Origin of the sequence: Bacillus sp. 3255 (assembly GCF_031456485.1) — a bacterium.
Classification (GTDB): Bacteria; Bacillota; Bacilli; order Paenibacillales; family NBRC-103111; genus Paenibacillus_E.
The window spans coordinates 18,918-40,620 of the sequence record NZ_JAVDUS010000024.1 but is presented as its reverse complement, the minus strand read 5'-3'; the positions used below and the strand labels follow the sequence as shown (position 1 = coordinate 40,620).

Annotated in this window: 17 protein-coding genes; 13 read left to right on the top strand and 4 right to left on the bottom strand. The window is 46.8% G+C overall.

What is annotated here, in order from left to right:
- The first annotated feature begins 9 nt into the window (after nt 1-9).
- Together J2X61_RS30010 and J2X61_RS30005 are read left to right on the top strand one after the other, a co-directional pair.
- Nucleotides 10-150 (top strand): hypothetical protein, encoded by a 141-nt coding sequence (locus J2X61_RS30010; RefSeq protein ID WP_310193359.1) that lies wholly within the window; start codon nt 10-12, stop codon nt 148-150.
- Between the two features lie 313 nt (nt 151-463).
- Nucleotides 464-5,557, top strand: coding sequence for an S-layer homology domain-containing protein (locus J2X61_RS30005; protein ID WP_310193357.1), 5,094 nt, complete (start codon nt 464-466; stop codon nt 5,555-5,557).
- A 58-nt stretch (nt 5,558-5,615) separates the two neighbouring features.
- Here J2X61_RS30005 and J2X61_RS30000 read toward each other — a convergent pair whose 3' ends face one another.
- On the bottom strand, nt 5,616-6,446 hold the full coding sequence (locus tag J2X61_RS30000) for a WYL domain-containing protein (protein WP_310193354.1): 831 nt from the start codon (nt 6,444-6,446) through the stop codon (nt 5,616-5,618).
- Nucleotides 6,433-7,743, bottom strand: a complete 1,311-nt coding sequence (locus tag J2X61_RS29995) for a helix-turn-helix transcriptional regulator (RefSeq protein ID WP_310193352.1) — start codon at nt 7,741-7,743, stop codon at nt 6,433-6,435. Before J2X61_RS29995 ends, J2X61_RS30000 begins: the two co-directional genes overlap by 14 nt.
- A gap of 348 nt (nt 7,744-8,091) precedes the next feature.
- Here J2X61_RS29995 and J2X61_RS29990 point away from each other — a divergent pair, with 348 nt between their 5' ends.
- From J2X61_RS29990 to J2X61_RS29955, 8 genes are all read left to right on the top strand, one after another.
- Nucleotides 8,092-8,235 (top strand): hypothetical protein, encoded by a 144-nt coding sequence (locus J2X61_RS29990; protein ID WP_310193349.1) that lies wholly within the window; start codon nt 8,092-8,094, stop codon nt 8,233-8,235.
- Nucleotides 8,236-8,390: 155 nt separating this feature from the next.
- A complete protein-coding gene (locus J2X61_RS29985; RefSeq protein WP_310193346.1) occupies nt 8,391-9,497 on the top strand; it encodes a slipin family protein in 1,107 nt (368 codons plus the stop codon).
- A 22-nt stretch (nt 9,498-9,519) separates the two neighbouring features.
- On the top strand, nt 9,520-11,094 hold the full coding sequence (locus tag J2X61_RS29980; protein ID WP_310193344.1) for a limonene hydroxylase: 1,575 nt from the start codon (nt 9,520-9,522) through the stop codon (nt 11,092-11,094).
- Between the two features lie 40 nt (nt 11,095-11,134).
- A complete protein-coding gene (locus J2X61_RS29975; protein ID WP_310193341.1) occupies nt 11,135-12,361 on the top strand; it encodes an RtcB family protein in 1,227 nt (408 codons plus the stop codon).
- Between the two features lie 94 nt (nt 12,362-12,455).
- Nucleotides 12,456-13,022, top strand: coding sequence for a Uma2 family endonuclease (locus J2X61_RS29970; RefSeq protein WP_379241040.1), 567 nt, complete (start codon nt 12,456-12,458; stop codon nt 13,020-13,022).
- 261 nt (nt 13,023-13,283) lie between these two features.
- Nucleotides 13,284-13,946, top strand: a complete 663-nt coding sequence (locus J2X61_RS29965; RefSeq protein ID WP_274472650.1) for a CPBP family intramembrane glutamic endopeptidase — start codon at nt 13,284-13,286, stop codon at nt 13,944-13,946.
- A gap of 390 nt (nt 13,947-14,336) precedes the next feature.
- Nucleotides 14,337-14,513 (top strand): hypothetical protein, encoded by a 177-nt coding sequence (locus J2X61_RS29960; RefSeq protein ID WP_310193338.1) that lies wholly within the window; start codon nt 14,337-14,339, stop codon nt 14,511-14,513.
- Between the two features lie 1,734 nt (nt 14,514-16,247).
- A complete protein-coding gene (locus J2X61_RS29955; protein ID WP_274472689.1) occupies nt 16,248-16,598 on the top strand; it encodes a DUF805 domain-containing protein in 351 nt (116 codons plus the stop codon).
- A 61-nt stretch (nt 16,599-16,659) separates the two neighbouring features.
- Here J2X61_RS29955 and J2X61_RS29950 read toward each other — a convergent pair whose 3' ends face one another.
- A complete protein-coding gene (locus tag J2X61_RS29950) occupies nt 16,660-17,364 on the bottom strand; it encodes a YHYH domain-containing protein (protein WP_396135523.1) in 705 nt (234 codons plus the stop codon).
- A 24-nt stretch (nt 17,365-17,388) separates the two neighbouring features.
- On the opposite strand from J2X61_RS29950, the gene J2X61_RS29945 reads away from it, so the two are divergent.
- The 3 genes from J2X61_RS29945 to J2X61_RS29935 all read left to right on the top strand — a co-directional run bounded on the left by J2X61_RS29945 (nt 17,389) and on the right by J2X61_RS29935 (nt 20,366).
- Nucleotides 17,389-18,321, top strand: a complete 933-nt coding sequence (locus J2X61_RS29945) for a phosphate/phosphite/phosphonate ABC transporter substrate-binding protein (protein ID WP_310193531.1) — start codon at nt 17,389-17,391, stop codon at nt 18,319-18,321.
- A 167-nt stretch (nt 18,322-18,488) separates the two neighbouring features.
- Nucleotides 18,489-19,460, top strand: coding sequence for an aldo/keto reductase (locus tag J2X61_RS29940; RefSeq protein ID WP_310193333.1), 972 nt, complete (start codon nt 18,489-18,491; stop codon nt 19,458-19,460).
- A 33-nt stretch (nt 19,461-19,493) separates the two neighbouring features.
- On the top strand, nt 19,494-20,366 hold the full coding sequence (locus J2X61_RS29935; protein ID WP_310193330.1) for an NAD-dependent epimerase/dehydratase family protein: 873 nt from the start codon (nt 19,494-19,496) through the stop codon (nt 20,364-20,366).
- A gap of 355 nt (nt 20,367-20,721) precedes the next feature.
- On the opposite strand, the gene J2X61_RS29930 is transcribed toward J2X61_RS29935, so the two are convergent.
- Entirely contained in the window at nt 20,722-21,699 is a 978-nt protein-coding gene (locus J2X61_RS29930) for an aldo/keto reductase (protein ID WP_274472657.1), read from the bottom strand.
- Between the last annotated feature and the right edge of the window lie 4 nt (nt 21,700-21,703).

The following is a 21,703-nucleotide window of genomic DNA, read 5'->3' as shown; positions in this document are numbered from 1 at the left end:
GCTTTGGTGGTGTCCGGGTCCGATAATGACCGGGCTGCGGCGCAGGAGATCATTGGCAGCGCGTTTATCGATGTTGATTCCAGCAAGGGGTCCATTGAAGAAGCTGCGAATGATATTGTGAAACGGGTTGTAAGGCATTTAATCAATTAGTAGAGAGTTTCTGGCACAACGGAATAGATCTTGCAGGAAAGTATCCCTACATCCTTGATGTAGGGATATTTTTTTGTCTGATAATGGGGAACAAATTATTAAGTTTTGACAAAGTTAGAGGGGATTCGCTTCTTATAACGAAATCATTAGGATTGGAAGAGCAGTTAATATTTGCATATCCCGGTGGATCACACAGGGACTGAATTTGAATGAAGAGGGGGATGTTTTCTCAGCAGCTTCATATACAGAAATTAATTTGTAGTATATTACTGACACAAATGACTTTAGATCAAATAGGAGGATTGTGTTTTCCATGCACACCAGAACATACAGGAAGTTATTAAATAAGAGAATATCTATAGTCTTGCTGGCTATATTTATGATCCTCTCATCTTTCATTTTCCCAGGAATTAATGAAAACAAAGCATATGCAGGAAGTGAAACCCCTCCTTCCCTTACACTTGAAAATCCAATCAGGGAATGGGTTTTGGATGAAGCGAGAGGGTATATTTACGCTGTTTCCCCTAAAGCCAATACGCTGCTATTTATCCGAATGAGTGACCTTAAGATTGAAAAGTATTTAACTGTCGGTTCGGGACCTTCAGATTTAGTACAGGCTGGTGACAAACTTTACGTTGCACTGTCTGGTTCCAATACCATTGCTATCGTGGATCTTGCGCAAAAGTCAGCGGTGGGATCGATTACAACCTCTATCAAGCCATACGAAATAGCCATGGATGGCAGCAAGTTGTTTTATGCAGAATACGACCAGTGGTGTAAAGTGGCGGCCTACGATATAGCAACACATGTAGAGTCTATGCTGGGTCCAGGAATTGCGAAAACTTTTTACAACCCCGATCTTGCTGTCGATGCGATGAACCATATTCTATTTATTGGCGAGTCGAGCATGAGCGGCTCCAATCTTTTTTCGTACAGCACGACGACCCTGCAGCCCATTGTGAAATCTAGTTATGATAACGGCTACGGCTTCAGTTATCCAGCCAGAAAGGTGCTTGTCGATGGGGGGCAAGTTTTCTATGCGCGCTATCGATTCAAAACCACAGACCTAGCATCCATTGAAGGGAGCTATAAGCATAATGTCATGCATATTGCAGGCGACAAAGTGTTTACTAGCGACTCAGGAAACTCTGGGGCAGCTGCGCCATCCCATAGCTACTTGTATGAGCGGGACGGATTTTCTCAAATTGCCGAGCTTCCTGTTGCAGCCAGAAATGTTGTAGTGGATAGTCAGAATCGCATTTATTCCTATACGGGGTCTGACGTTTGGAACTCGAATATCCCGAATGTTATTCAAATCATCCACGCAGATCCAACGACTCCGAAACCTCCGATATCGGATGGTCAGAAGGTTGTGCTTGATAAAACAGTGACGGATGTCGTATATAGCAGCGATGGTGCGAATTTGTTTGCCATTTCGGCCGAAAACAATCAATTAATGCGAATACGAACAAGCGATATGACCGTTCAAGAAACCAGAACGATAGGCTCTCAACCGAATTCCATCTACATGGATCATAACCAACTATATATTAGCTTCGCATCAGCTAATAAAATTGCTAGAGTGGATACACTTTCTGGAACCAGTGTCAGCGGATCTGTCTATTCTTGGGACATCGGCAGTTTTGTCAGTCAAGTTGTATATGGCAATCAAAAGCTGTACTACACCGCAAGCGATAGAACTTTTTCTGGGATTCGGGTTCTGGATACGGCTACTGGAACTAAGGCTACCTATGCTGCGAGTATTGATACTCCAGGACGAATGATTCTCAGTGCAGCTGATAATGCCTTATATTTCGGGAAAGCGAATGAGTACGCAGCAGGTCAGGTTTTTAAATTTAATCTGACCGACATGTCACAGCAGGTTGCTTCACCATTATTCAGTTACCCTGACTTTCCTAAAGGCAGTCTCACGCTGAGTGGAAACGACCTCTATTACGCAGGCTTTCTTTTGGATAAAAATACGCTGCTCCGTTCATGGAACGGCTATTCCGGAGCAGCTATTATTGCCGCTAACGGAGTCAACGTTTTTGCCAAAGATGCGGTCTGGAATCGGGATTCGTATGCTATTCAATACCATCTATCATCCGTCGCGAAGATTGTATTACCTTTGCCAAACGGTGAAATTGTAGTGGTATCTGAAGACGGAAAAACCCTTCAGAAGTTCACTAATATGCAGGCGCTTCGCGATCATGCACCGGAATTCAATCCTCCGGATCTTAGAGTAACAGATGTTAGCTTTTACGATACTGAGTCGACTAAAGGAGTAATAGGAGGTACGGTTTCTTGGTACAGTATGCCGCCAGGCACCTCCATCATAACCGGCTATACGATTTATTTTCTGGATGAAAACTTGAATAAACTAGGACCTCTGATTGGAGAAGCTCCGTATGAATCATCTCGGTGGTATTATAACTATTCAATTCCCCAAACAAGCATTATGCCGGGAACGAAGTATTTAGGCGTTTATACAAAGAACGCTAACGGAGAAAGTTCTTCCGCTGCGACGGTTGAGCTTTCGGATTATGTCAATACGCCAGGTAGCGGAGGCGGAGGGAATTCACCCTCCTACTTTAACTACACACTTGAAGATCAGAGTACCGTTCGTGGAAACATCCATCCGTTGGTCTCATGGTACACGCCAATTGAAATGAACTATACCGGTTATCAAATATCATTTGCGGATGCTTCTGGAGCACAGCTCGGTGGTAATTACAGTGTTTCCAAGCATACATTGCCTGGTATAACTTATCGTGTTGATGTTGCCGAGAATATTGTGCCTCAGGGGGCCGTTTATCTCGACTTAAGGCCGAAAGATCTGGTTGGGAATGTTGGAACTGAATTGTACCGGATGCAGATTTTTGATAATACGATAAGTAGTCCGGTTATTGAAGGAACGAATACAGCGATTCCCGCCCCGGATCTTTTCATGGGTCCAAACTTGGATAGAGATGTATCTCAAGGAAGCATTGGCGGTTCGTTCAGTTGGAGAGAAGCCTCCTCGGAAGGAGCGGCAACAAGCTATGTACTTTATTTCGTCGACGGGAACAATGTTAAACTGCAATCCATTGCCGAAATAACTAGAAATAACCTTAATCGCCCCAATCAATGGGTGGGTTATCCGTCTTATGAAATTACACTGCCGCACGGGACTGCAATTCCAGCAGGTACTCAAAGGATCGGGATTTTCGGCAAAAATAGTCAAGGTGAGGGCAAGGACGGACTCTACTTCGGATTATGGGACAGTATCGACGCTGATCCAGGTAATGATTACTTTGAGGACTTAGATGCTCGCGCTTCGAAAATTGATGGCGTATTGCACTGGATTCCTGTCTTCAATGAAAATATGGTAAGCAAATATGTGGTCAGCTTTGTGGATTTAAATCTAATGACTATCGGGCAGCCTATCGCGGAGGTGAACAAAGGGCAGCAGCGGTATAACCTCACTATTCAGGATATGCAAATTCCAGCGGGTGCTTGGGGCTTGATGGTAAAAGCGGTGAATCCGACAAATGAGGAGGTTTTATTGGGGTATTATAATCTGGTTGATAATATATCGAGTGAATCTGTTTCTACCTTGCCGACGGATAGCCAATCCCCTGCCATTAGTGTGAACCAACTGGATTATGATGGAGATGCAGGGGAAATAGGAGGGACTCTACTCTTTTATTCTGGTAATAGCTTCTATTCTACAACTCGTTACGATATTTATTACGTCAACGATCAACTGCAAAAACTTAAAGCAATGGTTAGCATTCCAGGAGGCGGATTTGGCATATATCAGGCTAGTATCCCTATGAATACCCAGATTCCATTAGGAGCAACGAAGATTGCAGTTTATGCCGTGTCTTCGACGGGAATGAGCACTCCTGTTACCACTAACATAATTGATCGGACGTACGGATTATCCTTGAATCCCGATCAAATTCAAATTACTAATAATAAAACCGGATCCTCTGATACGATTACTGTATCGGGTCTGAATTACAGAGATATCGTAAGGGTGTATCGCGATTCCACGTCAGCCAACTCATACTTACGTCAAGAAGTTGCCCCGGATGCTGCTTCTTTGAGCTTTACCGTTCCTCAGCTAGGGTCCGGGGAGGGGAGTTTGTATTTCTCCGTGCAGCATGGCGGCGGCTATCCAAGTATGAAGATTGCAAAAACCTATACAGCTGAACCTGCCGCCCCTGGGGTCGGTGGAGCAGGCGGAGGCGGTGGTGGTGGCGGAGGAGGCGGAGGCGTAAGCTTGCCGACGCGTGACGCCAACGGCAGAATGACTTATTCCTTCCAACCGGCTCATATAGATATGTTGATCGATCTCGCCAAAGAAGCCAAGAAGGAGCTTATCCTTGATGCTACGGCTAAACAGCATCTTGATATTACTACCGTTAGCTTCGAGGGAGATATCGCTAAGATTGCGGCGAATAAGGGCAAGCCTATCATCATTAAAGCAAACGACGTGCATTTCATATTCCCCGTTAATTCCTTAAGTGGGGCATACGAATTTGAAACTGTGAAGCTTACAATTGCTTCTGAAGACGTTCAGATCCTTGGAGACTTCGCAACGGCATCCCCGATCCTGGAGCTTTCATTAGCTGAAAAAGATAAGGTCCTAACAACGTTTGAGACGCCTATTGAGGCAACTTTCCGCTACGATCCGTCAAAAGTAACGAACGATAAGAATTTGGGTGTGTATTGGTTGGATGAGACAACGAGCACCTGGACCTATATCGGGGGACGGATAAATGGCGACGGAACAATTACCGCGTCATTATCACACTTTTCGAAGTATGCCGTTTTGGAGAAGACGGCAGCAGCCGAGAAAACATTTGCGGATACCCAAGGGCACTGGGCTCAAAAAGACATTGATCAGCTTGTCGGCAAAAAGATTATCGATGGTATGGACGAGCAATCCTTTCAACCGGACAGCAACATGACGAGAGCGCAGTTTGTTACCATCCTGCAGAAGGCACTTCACCTGTCCTCTCAAGCAGAATCAAAAGCTTTTGAAGACGTAGCTGTTGATTCATGGTATGTGGATGCTGTGAACGCCGCTTATGCTGCGAATATCGTAGGAGGGACAAGCGACAGCACCTTCTCTCCAGAGGCTTATGTAACGCGAGAGCAGCTGGCGGTTATGATGGTCAATGCGTATTTGAACGTTACCGGTAAAAAACTGAGCGATATTGTTTCAGATCTACCGAATGATTATGCAGATGCAAGCAGCATAAGTGAGTGGGCTAAACAATACGTTGCAGCGGCTACATCACTTGGCTTGCTGAATGGTGTGGACAATACCCATTTTGCACCGTCTCAAAATAGCACAAGAGCTCAAGTGGTCACCGTTGTCGTACGTATGCTAAAGCAAATTAACGACATGAAATAAGCTTTATGCCAAAAAACTCTACATCGTTGATGTAGAGTTTTTTGATGTTCATTTCTCCTTACCCTAGCAGTTCTTCCTCCTCCTCCCCCGCAACAACCCCATATCGCTCCAAAGCCTTCCCCGATGACTCCAGCATCCGCCTTTTCAAATAATCGCCCTCGGCCACCCGGACGCGTTTCCCCAGGAAGCGAATTTTGGAGAGCAAATACTCCATTTCATCCCCTAGCAGTGTGATTCTGACCCGATAGGTGTCGTTCGCCGCATCGTACTCCACGTCTTTCTCGAAGCTGGAGAAGGCGTACAGAATGCGGGACAGCTCCGGATTATAGAGGCGGACGATCTCGATAAGCACTTCGCTTTTGCGGGAATCGAGAGTTCTTCCAATCTGGTTCCGTATACGATCTGCTGCCGACGGTTCGATGGACTCTTCCGTGAGCGCTTGAATTTTGTTCAGTCGGGTGCTCTTGAAGGCGTGATGCCGCGTGTGATACCAGAGCAGATACCATTCTCTTTTGACCATGGAGTACTCCAGCTTGTAGGGAACGCCGGAATGATCCGTATTCACGCGGCCGCCCTTAATTTCGTAGGTCAGACGGATGCCAGTCCTGTTCATGATGTGCCGGCGCAAGGTTCGCAGGAGCGGGTGGTAGACCTGCTTCTCCGACATGCGGGCTTTCTCCACCAAGTGGCGGGAGGTATCCATGACGGGATCCGGCTCGAGGATGGAGCGCAGCTTATCCAGCGTGTCCGCCGTGAAGGCATCGGCTGCCGCCGGCTGTTCGAGCATCGTCTTCAGCCAAGCACGTTCGTGCGAGGTGACCATGAAGGTGCCGGAGTCCTCCAACCGGGAGATGATCTGGTGGTTAAAAATTTTCTCAAACAGATTCATAGTAAGACTGAATCTCCTTCCATTCGGCAATCATTTCCCGCCGCAGCCGGCTGGGCTCCAAGATCTCGCAGCTGGAGCCGAAGCTGCGCAGCCAGGGCTTGATTTCGGTCGTGCCGTTGACTTGGATTTCATATACGAATGATTCCTCATCTTCATCCACAATCTCTCCCCATTGCCCCTGCAGCAGGACCCGCTCTTTGACGAAGTTCGGCTCCGAGCCTTCCGGATGATAGAATCGGGCGCGCACGGTCACGGGTAAGCCGGTATCGATGAGCCAGCTGTATTTTATTTTCTCCGCAAGCTCGTTCTTCTTGTCCTCATGCCAAGCCTCATCCACGGTTTCATCCTCTTCGATTTGGGTGATGCCTTCCATGCGGTATTTGCGAAGGCCCTCTCTGCCGTGAGCGAGCAGATACCATCTGCCATATTGATGATCGTACACAATCTTAAGCGGAAGCGTCTTCTCGGCTTTGCCCTCCGTGTCCCGTGCGAAGAGGGGATTGGTGTTCTTGGAAGCGTAGCTTTTCTCAGACTTCGGCGAGAAGTACAGGAAACGGACCTTGCGCCGGTGCCGGATGGCATGAAGGAGCGTAAACAGATGCGCCTCATCCAGGATTCGGGAGTGATAATGATACTTATATAGAAATGGTTCGAGCGTATCCTGCCGGGCTGGGTTGCGCAGCAGATGCTTTTTGAGACCGTCGCGAAGCAGATAGCCCTGAACCGAAGGGACCTGCGTGTTCGCCATCACATCCACGAAATCGTACAGATCGATTAGCTCCTCATCCGATAAGCTTCGAACCAGATCATTTTGAATCCGGTATCGGTAGGGGCGGGGGCCTGGTTCTCTTCGAATGACGCCAACCTCCTCCAAGTATTTGAGGTCTGAGCGTATGGTTTTCTCGTCGGGCATCGGAAGATCGGCGGGGAGGCTGCTGCAGCACGTATCCAAAAGTTCCATCGCGGTCATAGGCTGATCGTTCAGCGCGGCTATGAGCAGCGAGATGCGCTGACTTTCGGATTCCTTGACGGATTTGGCGCGGAACAGGAACAAGAGCAGAGGATCGGTGGAGTCGTAGTAGCTGAACCGAATCGTTTGGGCTAATTCCCGGCTTTGATCCTTGGGCAAATGCTGGTGCATGGAGCTCACGACTTCTTTGAGCCGGCGGATCGTTTTATCGAAGGTATGGACGGAAATGCCGAGCCGCTCCGCGAATTGCTGCCTGCTGAACGCCCCGCTGGTAAGCACGAGCATCCGCAGGAACTGAATTTCTTTATCAAAGCTCTCTTTGGCCACGAGGGATCCTCCGTTCAAAAGTAACATGTTCTTCCATTGTAACAGGGGATGGATTTGGGTGGAATGGAAAAGTTTATGCGGCGTCGTAATACTTTCGCCATGTTCGTTATTACGGAAATGAGCGAAGATAGAACCTGTAGACGATAAACGCCAAAGGGCGTTCCCATCCTACATGTTTCTTGTTCGGACGGTCGTAACGAGGCGGGGATATCGAGATATCCCGCAGTGCCGCGCATCGTATGATGCGGTATCCTGTACGATCGGACGGTAAGAAACCATTATTTGGGGTTCGATTCCCCAATCGCATAGTGAGCGATTCTGGTAGAACACTCGACTTCCACTCGAGCGATGAACAATTTTATTAGACCTGTTAGCGGGAATCCTCAGTTTGCCATCGGGCAGGCACTGAGAACGCAGCTTAGCAGCCAGCGGATACCGGATAGGAATAAGGTGCATGGCCAGGTAGCGGCAAGAAGAGCGGGCGCGGACTGAAATGGAGATCGCATTCGCTATCTGTAAGTTACGTGTGTCGGTGCCGATTTTCCCAACCTCAAGCTTGGCTCCGCTCCTGAATCAGGGGGATTCCCTATGAGAGGTCACCAACCACCATCAAATCATCAAAGTTCCGTGAAATGAGGAGATAAATTATGTTTAAGAAAATCATTGTGAAAGCTGACGAAAGAGGACTACTGTTTAGAAAAGGCAGTTATGTGAAGCACTTGCAGCCGGGCGCTTATCGGATCGCTCCATTTTCTGATGATGAGATCGTCTTGTTGAATGTTACGAAGCCGTTTGCCGTGCAGGGGAAAGATCTGAACTTGTTTCTTCAAGATGAACGTTTGCTCGGGGAACTTACCGTTATCCATGTTCAGGATCATGAGTACGTGCTTCATTATGAGGATGGCAAGTTCTTGTCGCTGCTGACAGCCGGTAAATACGCTTTCTGGACTGTGCTCAAAAAGCACGACTTTACTCGAGTCGACATTCGCCAACCAGAGGTTGGTTCAGATATAGATAAAGCGATATTTGCGAAAATTGCTGGGTATCTCTATGCGTCCGAAGTGGCCAGCCACGAGACAGGGGTGCTATTTAATAACAATGTCATGCAGAAGGTGCTTGCCCCGGGGAAATATTACTTTTGGAAGGGGCCGGTGATCGCATCGATCAAAACCGTCGATTTGCGGCAGCAGCAGCTGGATATGACGGGTCAGGAAATGATGACGGAAGACAAGGTAACGCTTCGTTTAAACTTCGTCTGCCAGTACAAGATTGTCAACCCGCTGCGGGTGCTGGAGATCAAAGCTTTCGAAGATCAGGTCTATATTCTTCTGCAGTTAATTTTGCGTGAATATGTCGGGACTTTGAAGCTCGATAACCTGTTGCGGATGAAGCAAGAGATTGCGGCATTTGTACTTTCCCGTCTGAACGACAAGAGCGAGGATTATGGGGTCAAATTCTATTCCGCCGGTGTCAAAGATATCATTCTGCCTGGGGATGTTAAAGAGATACTGAATACGGTTCTGCTAGCCGAGAAGAAGGCCCAAGCCAACTTGATTACCCGTCGTGAGGAGACGGCTTCCACCCGCAGCCTGCTTAACACAGCCAAGCTGATGGATGAGAATCAGACTCTCTTCCGATTGAAGGAAATTGAATTTCTCGAGAAAATGTGTGAGAAAATCGGGACGATTTCGCTGACCGGCGGGGGTAATCTGTTGGAGCAGTTGAATTCGCTTCTTGGTGGGGCTAGACAATAATAATAAATATGGGAACAAGGTGATGAAAACAATGTTACTCTTTTTCAATAAAGCAGTCCGTCCGCTCTGGGAAGGCAAGAGCTCGATTTATTCTTATATTAAGGAGCAAGGCGAATCCGTGGACGGATCGCTGCCGGATGACGAAGAGTTCTGGTCTGGCAGTAAGATGAAGTGGGTAGCGGGCGGTTTGGACGGTGCCTTAGGGCACCATGCGGGGCCGGGTCAGATGACAGACGATACCCGTGAGTTGGTTCAACTGCTGGCGAAGCAGTCGAGAAAACCGAAGCAATCCGTTCGTAAGGCGCTGTATGCCAAGCTTGTGAAGGCGGATATTGGCAGCAAGATTGATGCCATACTCGACGAGGTGCGTAAGCTGCCGGGCATAAAGCCAGAGGCCGTATTCGATGAGGCGAAATGGTTAGCCGAAAATGGAACGCACCGGAATGCCGTCAAGTTTGGGATTGCGCTGCTGGGTCTTTTTCAGAACGAGCAAGTGAAGGAACTGCTTCTAACATTAGGGAGGCACGATGAATTTACTTTATATGCCGTGGTAGCGATACGAAATGGCATGGAAGACAGTAATCAAGTACTTTTTGAATTGGCTAAGCATGTTCATGGGTGGGGGAAAATTCATCTCGTCGAGAGACTCGAGCCGACTACACAGGAGATCAGAGACTGGCTGCTGCGCGAGGGCTGCCCCAATAATGTCATGAATGAGTACTTAGCTTTCACTTGTGCGAGAAATGGCGGCCTGCGGGAGGCGCTTTCGGCTGAGCATGTGGATAGCGCACTGTTCGAAGGAGCAACTGATATCATTGAAGCGTTAATGAGTGGCGGGCCGGCGGAGGATATCGATGATTATGAGGATGGTCCGCAGGTTATGTCCGATTACGTAAGGCTGGCCAAGGAAATGGGCTCGACCGCTAGGCATTTGTCGGTGATACTTAGCATTCGCGACTTCTTGGCCGGGGATGGGGAGCGTTGGTCCCGGCGAATGTCGGAGGGATGGACTGAGCAGATAAGAACCGATAATAGGGATGCATGTGAACTGCTTATTGCCAACGTGAAGTGGATAAGCATCGTGAAGGATGCTGTTAGCGCCGGTGATTCATCGGCTCGCTACTATGGTTCAGCTTGTGCGGATAAGCTTGGCCTGGACATTTGGGATACGCTGTATGACCAGCTTGCTGCTAATCCGCTGCAGGATTTCCATTACTTTCAACTCATGAAATCGAGCGATCCTAACCGAATTCGGCGATTAATACAATTTGCCACCGAGCATCTTCCTCTTCATCAAATTGCTACCGGTCCCAGGGATGAGCTGGGATTAGGCCAAGAATTTGCTGTGCATCGGAATTTGGATGCTATTTTGCAAAGTTTGGATGGGCATGAAGGGGTTGGTGTAGAATTGATCCTGACAGGTTTGAACAGTCCTGTAACCCGCAATCGGAATCTAGCGCTCAAAGCGTTAGAGGGTTGGAGCGCTGCCTCTTGGGGAGAGCGGCTTATTGGAGTGGTCCATCAATTATCACAGATTGAACCTGACGGCTCGGTCAAAGAACGGATCCATAAGCTCTTGGCAGCCAAAGGGATTTAAACTCGGGTAAGATTACAAGATGTAGGAGTTGAAATAGGATATGGCTTATCAACATATAGAAGGCGTTCGTGTCTGGGGGAATCCCGACAGCGGGGCGTTAGCGCAAGCGAAGATGTGTGCGAACACTGGTAATGTTGTCCAAACACTGCTTATGGCGGACCATCATAAAGGGTACAGCCAACCGATCGGCGGTGTTGTCGTCTATGACGGACAAATCTCTCCTTCCGGTGTGGGGTATGACATTGCATGCGGCAACAAAGCGGTGCGTACCAATTTGTTTGCCGAATCTATGAAGCCCGCATTAGCGAGGAAGATGGACGAGATCGCCCGCAAAATCTCTTTTGGCGTGGGCCGTGTTAATAATGAGAAGGTGGATCACGAGCTTTATGACGATCCGGATTGGGCCGTCTTCAAGGCGGTGGGCAAACAGGAGCACGACAAGCTGAAAGCCTTGGCGCAAAGTCAGCTCGGCACCGTCGGCAGCGGCAACCACTTCGTAGATTTGTTCGAAGAGGCGGGGACCGGCCGTGTGTGGATCGCGAATCATTTCGGGAGCCGCGGGTTCGGTCACAAAACGGCAAGCGGCTTCATCAACTTGGCTGCCGGCAGAGAGTTTCTCGCGAACGCCCCCGGTGAGAAGATGGATCAGCCGCCTGTCCTGCTGGATCTGAGCAGCGAGCTTGGCGATATGTACTACCGGGCGATGAAGCTGGCGGGGCGTTATGCCTATGCCGGGCGGGATTATGTGATGAAGCAGGTATTGTCGATTATGGGAGCGGAAGCGGACCTGGAAGTGCATAACCATCATAACTACGCTTGGCAGGAGGAGCATAACGGCAAGCAAGTCGTGGTCGTCCGCAAAGGAGCAACTCCGTCCGCACCCGGTCAGGTTGGCTTCATCGGCGGCAGTATGGGCGATATCTCCGTTATCGTGAAGGGGAAGGATAGCCTGGAGAACCGGGATGCTTACTACAGCACCGTTCATGGAGCGGGGCGGGTCATGAGCCGGACTCAAGCGGCAGGGAAAATGAACTGGAAAACCCGCGCCCGAAACGGCGGTCAAATCAGTGCGGAACAAATGATGAAAGCTGTTCGGGATTATGGTGTGGAGCTGCGCGGCGCGGGTACGGACGAGAGTCCTTTCGTGTACCGGAAGCTGCAAGAAGTGCTGGATGCGCATGCGGAAACGATCGAGGTTATGCATGTACTGAAGCCGATCGGTGTTTGTATGGCTGGAGCGGATGAGTTTGATCCGTATAAGGATTGATTTTATTTTCAACCGGCATTATCGAAAAAGAGTGATCTAGCGTGAGTAAGCTTAATGAATGGTTCAAGAAGTAGACATAAGGAGGTCGAACATCGTGTCAAATCCGGATGAGAAGAAAATCCACACCTATCAAGATTGGTTGACTTGGGAAGGAAATTGGGAGTTAATAAACGGAAAAGCTTATAACATATCGCCGGCTCCAACTTCATTGCACCAATTTATTGTAGGCGAGCTTCATTTTGAATTGCGGACATTTTTTCAGGATCGGAGTTACTATGTGTTCGTGGCTCCATTCGATGTTTATTTCAGTGAAAGCGGCGAGTACGAAACACCTGATCATGTTACACAGCCGGATCTCTCGGTTGTTTGCTCGAAGGATCAAATATCCAAAAACGGTTGTTATGGTGCCCCCAAGTTAATCATTGAGGTTCTGTCACCATCCACGGCGTTGAAAGATTTTAATGAAAAGTTTAATTTATATCAGAAGTATGGCGTACAGGAGTATTGGATTGTTGATCCTGGGAATCGAACGATTCATGTATACACGCTGCAGGAGGGCGCTTACCAGGTACGGAATCTGTATACGGAGCAGGAGGAAATTCAATCTTTCGTTTTCAAAGATTTGCATATGTCTGCGAGCAGACTGTTTAGCTGGGAATAATGCATAAATGAATCAGCAGAAAGGCATCGTAATCTTCTTTAACAGGAGGGACGGTGTCTTTTTTATATATGAAGTCTTTTCCTTGGACCACTTAACTATGTTGCGGAGAAGCGCCAGCATAATGGATTAAGCCACTCGGACTTTATCAAATCTTTATACAGACTTATGTAAATCTTCATCGACATTCGAATTTAATTATGTAAAATATTGTGTGGTTGTAGATCTTTTCAGATTGGATCAATGAACTTAAGGAGCACATTCATGATAAACTTTGAGGAAAGAAAAAGGTTAATCTCGTTAATTATCGTACTATGCTTTGCATTTTTATGGCCGATTATTAATTCAACATATCTTCTATTTCACCCAAGTAGTGGGGCGGTAGGCGGTAGTCATTTGGACTTCGGTTTTAGCGTGGTCCTTGAACTGCTTGCATTAATCTTACTTGGCGCCTCACTCCGGAGTCAGCAAAGGAGCTTCAAGGAACTTGGCATTACCTTCAAAGTCTCCGATCTTGGTCATGCGATATTACTCTATTTCTCGTTCTATATACTCGAGATACTAATGTTTCTATTTGTCCCACACATGAATGCTGAAGTTCGTAACATTGGGTTTTTAAAAAGCGATATGACACCATTTTATCTCATATTCATCCTTGTGAATCCTTTCTTCGAAGAGTTGATCGTGCGGGCTTATGGAATAACGGAGTTTCTTCACTTTTTCAAAAAAGAAGAGATCGCTGTGCTGGCTAGTACACTGATCCAAACGTCGTATCATTTGTATCAAGGTGCAATTCCCGCGATATTAAACGGGGTACTATTTTTTGTTTTCTCCATTTATTTTGCGAAAAAGAGACGCATTATTCCCATTATTCTGGTTCATGGGTTTCTTGATATGTACGCGATGATTCAATTTCATGGGACTTGATAATGTTTGATTTTGGAGGAAGCCACGTGAGTGGTTTCCTTTTTTAGTATTCATCGTTTTCAAATTGGTTTGTGGGAGGAAACAAAAGGTAAACATGATTGAAATATAGTAATAATTGTATATTTCCACAAACTATATTAGCATTATAGCTAGCTACAATGAGTAAAAGTAAAACTAGGAGGATCGGAACTTATAAATAGAAATTCGGGAGCGAGTCATAACGCACTTTTTGCCCCTAATAGTTCTATTAGAACTGATTTTAATTTTCTGCGATGCATGTCAAAGTAATTATCCCTCGAGCAAGCCCTCTCATTCGGAATCTGCATCAGCCCTGGAGCCAACCATCAAGGGATATATAACAATTCAAATTTAGTGAATGGAGATGGTTGTGTGGGTGAAGATGTAAAGTGGGATTTATCGGCTGTATACTGGGGACTCTTCTCTTCAATTTTACCTTTTATTTTGTTATTTGTTGTTGTAGTTATAGTTATGGTTTATAACGTAAAAAATAGTAGAGAATTAAATAGAGTACTTGAAGAAATCCAAGAACTAAAAAAGAAATTCTAGAAAAGACTTGTTGCAAAAGTAATACCAATGAGAATACGAGGCACAATGAAATTTGGGTTCTATGCCCTGATTAATATGTATCTTCTTTGAAAACATAGCAAAGAGAAAAAAGATAGAGGAAATGCTGATTAATATAATAATAGAAAGTCTGACAAAATAATTCTTTAATCCTATACGAATAGAAATACACCTCTCAATCTCAAAATCAACATTCAATAAGTGAAAAAGGCCACCCCGCAAGAGAGTGACTTAATGTACTGATATTAAATCCCTGTTCTTTGACAAGTAATTCACTTATTTTGAATGAGGTATGAAACGAAAATGACTAGAGATGTAATAAAAGCACCTAACCATCCGATAGTAGGAGCATACTCTACATAGCTCTGACCATACAAAACAAACAACATGAAGATAACGTTTAACACCATAGCCGAAACTACTATTAATTTACTTTTCATAACAGTCTCCTTACATATACGAAGTGGCTATACGCTTCATCAATTAATAGGAACTTGGATCTTTTTGGCATGTGCCGGAACAATAGCCTACCACGGATCCTGATACAACAGTAAATACGTTAATTCAGGATCAATGCATCCTTTATTTTTCACCCCTTACTTATTAAGTAAAATAAATATAATTATTACAACATACGTACGATAAAAAATAATAAATGTCTATGAAATATGAGAAAATTTGTAAAATCTTTATGCTTCTTTAATGTTATTAATTTATTACTAGAGGAATAAGGAGGAGATTACAGGGATTATCGAATGTTACTATGTCGACTCGGAGGGGAAAAGAGTTAAATTAGATAGGAGCATGTTTCATCCTTACAAAAATGTAGCTGTTGATACTTACTTTGCCGACGGAAGACGTGGGCGGATTCCTCCCGTGTTGGGGGTGTATATTGGATCCGTAGATCAATTAATGCATTTCATAGAATTGAATTTCCATGTTAAGTTATAACGCTAGATCGTAGAATGGAAGGAGTTTAACAATCAATGAAAAGGTTCTTGATTTACGCCTTAATTGTTGTCTTAAGCTACTTTTCGGGAGTCCTGTCCTACAATACGGCTCACCACCTACTTGCCATACCTGATAATAACGAGATGGATCAACTATATCCCTGGGTAAACATCTTTTTTTTATTTTCAGCACTTCCCATATATTTTGTAATCGTTTTATTTTTTCGCCTTTTTAAGACTCGTTTCTTCGTAATTAATACCTTACTTAAGACAGTATATTTAATAGGAATTAGCTTAGTTATCGCGGCAATGGTGCCCTATATGTTCGGTGGATTTGGGTATTTAGCAAGTCCGGAATTTTTATTATCGGAATATGCAATCCTGCTGTATTCGTTCTTCGTAGGAGCGGCCCTCGTATTCGCTATCAGCTCATCCATTGTGGAAATGTATGTGAATAACAAGAAATGACCAGCCTGAATTCATTTTCCAATCATCAAACACCCCTCACCTTCATAAATATAAAAGCATGACATCTTTCGTTGAAAGGGGAAATGCCCGTGTCCCATGCGAACATCATTAGATTCTTAATTCTTAATGACAAAGGAGATGGCATTTATTGAGTAAATGAGGGAGTAAATGTCGAATTTTATCAAATCTTTAGGAAGAGTTTTGTGAATCTTTATGGACATTCGAGCATATTCTTGTAAAATGTATCTGACAACTGTTTTACATAAAGATTTTGATGAATGTTGAAGGAGGAATAATGATGGATTGGTATTTAAAGGTGTTGAAAAATTACGTAGGGTTTTCAGGAAGAGCACGGCGCAAGGAATATTGGATGTTTGTGCTTTTCAACTTGATTATCTCTATTGGACTTGCAATTATTGAACGCATATTGGATATTAAATCCGTTTTAACCGGTATCTATTCTTTGGCTGTCTTGCTGCCGTCACTAGCCGTTACATTTCGGAGACTCCACGATACGGGGAAAAGCGGTTGGTGGATCTTGATTGGCTTGATCCCTTTTATTGGAAGTATCGTTCTTATCGTATTTAATTGCATGGACAGCGAGCCTAATGAGAACAAATATGGTCCGAACCCGAAGCAATTTGCGTAAGTAAGTTGTCCGTCAAATAATCAGCTAACCCCATCCTGAAGGGATGGGGTTAGTTGTTTTTTTATTTAGAAATATAAAAAGTGTTGTTTGCAAAATTAATGGTTAGACCCAACTCGTCAACGGCATAGTGCCATGTCATTGGAAAATAGGTCACATCGTTTAATACCAGCAATGGATATTCCTCAGCGCCATTATCGATCCATGCATCGTTTACATAGATATTAAAGTCCGGTTTGCTTGCATACAGGTTGGAGCTTGTAGAACCATAGTCCAGTTCAAGGTCTCCGGCTTTATTGGAAGTCTTACGAATGACAAAACCAACATCCGCATCCCAAACGGTCTCTAATGCAAGGGCCTGAGTAAACTTGAAAGTCATTGGGAAATACGTAACATCTTTATACGAGATAACAGGGTATTTAATAGATGTATTCGGTACAGATGTACCATTTACATTAATAGCGTATGTTGGTTTTACAACTTTGACATGTCCGCTTGGAATCGTTTCCGCCGGGGTCGCAGGTGTACTCTTGGAAGTTGATCCACTGGACGATCCAGATGTTGATGATGAGCTGCTTCCGGATGAAGATCCGCCATTGTGGTAGTGATAGCCGGAGCATAATCCTTTGGCCTGGGAGCTTGCTGAACAATTATGTCCGCCGTTAGCGTCCGTTCGGCCTGAATGCGCATAAACGGATTGCGAGACACACAATGTGAATACGAAAGTTACTGCTAGTAGTCCGATTTGCCTAAACTTCAATTCTTTCATCTCCTAAAATCTAGTAGTATTTAACTGTGTGATAGTACCAGATATTTCAAGGGCTTTCAAATTTTATTTTCATGCCTACTTGCTTCATATCCATATGTGCCACAGAATAACACGCCAGCATCAGCTACATTTGTGCCCGACGGATTAACGATTCAGTTCGTACCGTCCCAAAACGCAGAAACTTTGGAGGCCAAAGCAAAACCACTCGAGAAACTACTTGGTGATCGATTAGGGATTCCCGTTAAAATGACCGTTTCCAACAGTTATCCCAATGTTATTCAGGCAATGGCTACCAAGAAAGTAGACATTAGTTTTCTGCCGCCATCCCAATATGTTTATGCGCACGATAACCTTAAGGTGGCCGATGTGCTTATGCAAGCATTGCGTTATGGTGCGGATCCGCTCACGGGGAAGCCGACTCAGAAGCTCGTTGACTTTTACCAATCTATGATCGTTGTTAAAGCGGACTCACCAATTTGGAATTTTGAGGATTTAAGGGGCAAGACCATTGGATGGCAGGGTGTGACTTCTGCTGCAGGCTACGTTTACCCAGGTTTGGTGCTAAGGAATAGCGGAATAAATCCAGTGAAAGATGTTGAGGGGAAAATGTACCAAGGTCACGATAGAGCCATTGTTGGCTTGCTCAAAGGTCAAGTCGATGCTGCAGCTGTCTTTCAGGACGTTCGCTCACTCATGCTGCGAGATTTTCCTGATGTATTGAAAGATACCCGTATTCTTGCGTTCTCTGATAAGATCCCTAATGACACTATCGCCATACGATCAGATATGGATTCAGAATGGCGGAAGAAAATTCAGGATGCTTTTGTTTCTTTAGGGAATGATCCAGTCGGAAAGAAAACGATTCAGGATGTATTTGCACACCAGGGGTATACACTTTCTGAAGACAATAAGTTTGAAATTGTTCGTGAAGCGCTTAGCTCAATAAGTGAAGATTAACCGGATCACTAGAATTGGACCTTCTCCCTTACTACAGTGGGGGATTTTTTTATTTCCTTACTTACCGCAACGTAACTAACTGACATCTTTTTCAGTTCTTATGCAGTTATTCCTTTGCTTGTATAATAGCAATGAAAGCAAATCCGTGCATGGATGGAGGGCTCACAATGAACTATAGAACTCTTGGCAGAACAGGGTTAAAGATATCGGAAATCGGTTACGGAGCATGGGGGATTGGCAAAACGTCCTGGATCGGGGCGTCCGACGATGAGTCGATCGCTGCACTGAACCGTTCCATCGAGTTGGGACTGAACTTTATTGATACGGCTTTGGGTTACGGGGATGGCCATAGCGAGAGGCTGGTTGGACAAGTGGTGAAAGCTCACGATCAACCGATTTATGTGGCGACCAAAATCCCGCCGAAGAACAGACAGTGGCCCGCCCGGGACGGAGTGCCGGTGGAAGAGGCATTTACAGCGGAGCATGTCATAGCCAGTACGGAGCAAAGCCTGCGCAACCTCGGTCTGGACACGATCGATGTGCAGCAGTTCCACGTCTGGTCCGACGAATGGGTGGGACAGGGCGACTGGCTGGAAGGTGTCCGCAAGCTGAAGGAGCAAGGCAAAATCCGCCATTTCGGCATTTCGATCAACGATCATCAGCCGAACAATGCCTTGAAGCTGATTGAAACGGGGCTGATTGATACGGTGCAGGTGATCTATAACATTTTCGAGCAAAGTCCGGAGGATCAGCTGCTTCCTGCCTGTGCGGCACACAATGTCGGCGTCATCGTCAGGGTTGCGCTGGATGAAGGCGGCTTAACGGGACGCATTACACCGGATACGACTTTCAGCGAAGGTGACTTCCGCAACGGTTATTTCCGGGGCGACCGCAAACAGCAGGTCTATGACCGCGTACAGCAGATCGCATCCGATCTGGAAGCATCCGTGGAACAAATGCCGGAAATCGCTCTGCGGTATGTGCTGAGCCATCCTGCTGTGTCGACCGTTATTCCGGGCATGCGCTCGGTCCGCAATGTGGAAGCGAATATGCGGGTTGGCGACGGGCAAGGGCTGACTAAGGAACAGCTGGAGAAGCTGAAGCCGCATCGTTGGATTCGGGATTTCTACAGAGGTTAGAGGCAGAGACAGCTAAGGGAGGATTATAGATCAATGGATAAAAAACGGATCATTATCACTGGCGGCAGCGGGAAAGCGGGTCAGTGGATTCTGAAGCATTTTGTGGATCATGGCTACGATGTCATTAATCTGGATGTGAAAGCACCGGCGGAACCGGTCTGCCGGACGATTATTACGGATCTTAACGATTTGGGACAAGTTATCAACGCGCTGTCGCCATATAGCACAGGGAATCGGAAAGAGGTGGCGGGGATTGTGCATTTTGCCGCGATTCCGCAGGCCTACACGCATACGAACGATGTGTGCTTCCGCAATAATGTGATGAGCACATACAATGTGCTGGAGGCTGCAGCGAACTTGGGCATCGGGAAAGTCGTTATTGCATCGAGTGAGTCGTCTTACGGGATTTGTTTTGCCAGCGAGTTTTTCGAGCCTCAGTATCTTCCGATCGATGAGGATCATCCGCAGCTGCCGGAAGACAGCTATGGCTTATCCAAAGTCGTGAACGAAGTGACGGCACAGGCGTTCAACCGGCGCACCGGCATGCAGGTGGTGAGCTTCCGCCTCGGCAATATTCTTGTGCCGGAGAGCTATGCACAGATCAAGGCCAATTTCGACGATACGGACGCTCGTCTGCGTATTCTGTGGTCTTACATTGATGCGAGGGATGTCGCCTCCGCTTGCCACAAGGCGATTGAAGCGGACGGGCTTGGCGCAGAGGCGCTCATTATTGCGGCGGATGACAGCTCGTCGAACCGGATGACTCGGGAGCTCGTCGAGAAATACCTGCCTGGCGTCCAAGATATTCGCTCCCCGCTGGAGGGGAGAACATCGCTGATTTCCAATGCGAAGGCGAAACGATTACTGGGCTGGGAGCCTCAGTATAAATTGATGGAGCAAGCATGAAAGAAAAGGCGGCTGATCCTTTAGGGGATGAGCCGCCTTTTCTTCTGCGATTGCGTCACTGCTGCGAGGAGGGAGCCGGTTCCGGGTCTCGCTATCGGACACAGCAGCCCTTATTCGTTGAAAAAGGGCCATTTGAAATATGTAACGGACACCAGCGCACCTATTTGCTCATTTTGGGTGGATTTTGCTCCGAAATGGGCTAAATAGGGTCTGCTGTGTCCGTTAGAATCGAAGCGCGGAGCGCATTGCGCATATAACGGCTGTTGTGTCCGTAAGGTTGTCAGGGCGAGCACTCCCCCAGAAGAAAAGGCCATCCCCTCAGGTCCTAACAGGACCTTGGGGACGGCCTTTTTCATTACCAGGCGTATGCTTCCGGCGCCGGTTTGCCAGGGCCTGGGAAGATTTCGTCCAGCTTCTTGAGCACATCCTCGCTCAGGGTTACTTCCGGTACGCGCAGCGAATCCTGAAGCTGCTCGAACGTACGCGGTCCGATAATCGGCGCAGTAACCGCGGAATGCGAGAGGACCCAAGCCAAGGCGACGACGTCTTCCGGCTCGCCGATCTCTTTGCACAGCGCCGAGAACTGCTCGAGTTGAGGGCGGTGCTTCGCGACCCGCTCGGCCGAGCGTGCGCTGCGTGCGCCTGTACCGGTCAAGGCATTGCGGCCGAGCAATCCGCCCGCGAGAGGGCTCCACGGGATAACGCCGAGGCCCAGCTTCTCGGAAGCAGGGAGGACCTCCAGCTCAGGAAGTCTGTCCAGCAGGCTGTATTTATGCTGCTCCGATACTAAGCCTAAGAAATGGCGGGCCTTGGCCTCTGCTTGCGCGACCGCAATATGCCATCCGGCGAAGTTGGAGGAGCCGATATAGTCGACGGTCCCTTGGTTGACCGCGGATTCGAAGACGCCCCACAGCTCTTCCCAAGTGACATTGCGGTCAATATGATGCATTTGATATAGCTCTATGTGGTCTGTCTGCAATCTTCTGAGCGAGCCTTCCAGATGACGTCTGATTTTGTAAGCGGATAATCCCCGCTCGGCATTAGGTCCATCATGGGGATCGTTCATGTCCCCGTAGGCTTTGGTAGCCAGGATGACTTTCTCCCTGCGGCCTCCGCCTTGTTTGAACCAGCGTCCGATGATCTCTTCCGTCCATCCTCTTCTCTCAACACCGCCATACACGTTAGCCGTATCGAAGAAATTAATTCCAGCATCCAGGGCGGCATCCATAATACGAAAAGCTTCTTTCTCCTCAGTTTCCGGTCCGAAGTTCATCGTTCCCAAACATAACTGACTGACCTTCAAGCCCGATTTGCCTAAGTATGAGTATTTCATGGTT

What these genes read in the sequence shown, in the direction of transcription:
- J2X61_RS30005 (WP_310193357.1), top strand. Translation starts at nt 464, where the DNA reads ATGCACACCAGAACATACAGGAAGTTATTAAATAAGAGAATATCTATA.
- J2X61_RS30000 (WP_310193354.1), bottom strand. Translation starts at nt 6,446, where the DNA reads ATGAATCTGTTTGAGAAAATTTTTAACCACCAGATCATCTCCCGGTTG.
- J2X61_RS29990 (WP_310193349.1), top strand. Translation starts at nt 8,092, where the DNA reads ATGAACAATTTTATTAGACCTGTTAGCGGGAATCCTCAGTTTGCCATC.
- J2X61_RS29985 (WP_310193346.1), top strand. Translation starts at nt 8,391, where the DNA reads ATGTTTAAGAAAATCATTGTGAAAGCTGACGAAAGAGGACTACTGTTT.
- J2X61_RS29980 (WP_310193344.1), top strand. Translation starts at nt 9,520, where the DNA reads ATGAAAACAATGTTACTCTTTTTCAATAAAGCAGTCCGTCCGCTCTGG.
- J2X61_RS29975 (WP_310193341.1), top strand. Translation starts at nt 11,135, where the DNA reads ATGGCTTATCAACATATAGAAGGCGTTCGTGTCTGGGGGAATCCCGAC.
- J2X61_RS29965 (WP_274472650.1), top strand. Translation starts at nt 13,284, where the DNA reads ATGATAAACTTTGAGGAAAGAAAAAGGTTAATCTCGTTAATTATCGTA.
- J2X61_RS29955 (WP_274472689.1), top strand. Translation starts at nt 16,248, where the DNA reads ATGGATTGGTATTTAAAGGTGTTGAAAAATTACGTAGGGTTTTCAGGA.
- J2X61_RS29950 (WP_396135523.1), bottom strand. Translation starts at nt 17,364, where the DNA reads ATGAAAGAATTGAAGTTTAGGCAAATCGGACTACTAGCAGTAACTTTC.
- J2X61_RS29940 (WP_310193333.1), top strand. Translation starts at nt 18,489, where the DNA reads ATGAACTATAGAACTCTTGGCAGAACAGGGTTAAAGATATCGGAAATC.
- J2X61_RS29935 (WP_310193330.1), top strand. Translation starts at nt 19,494, where the DNA reads ATGGATAAAAAACGGATCATTATCACTGGCGGCAGCGGGAAAGCGGGT.
- J2X61_RS29930 (WP_274472657.1), bottom strand. Translation starts at nt 21,699, where the DNA reads ATGAAATACTCATACTTAGGCAAATCGGGCTTGAAGGTCAGTCAGTTA.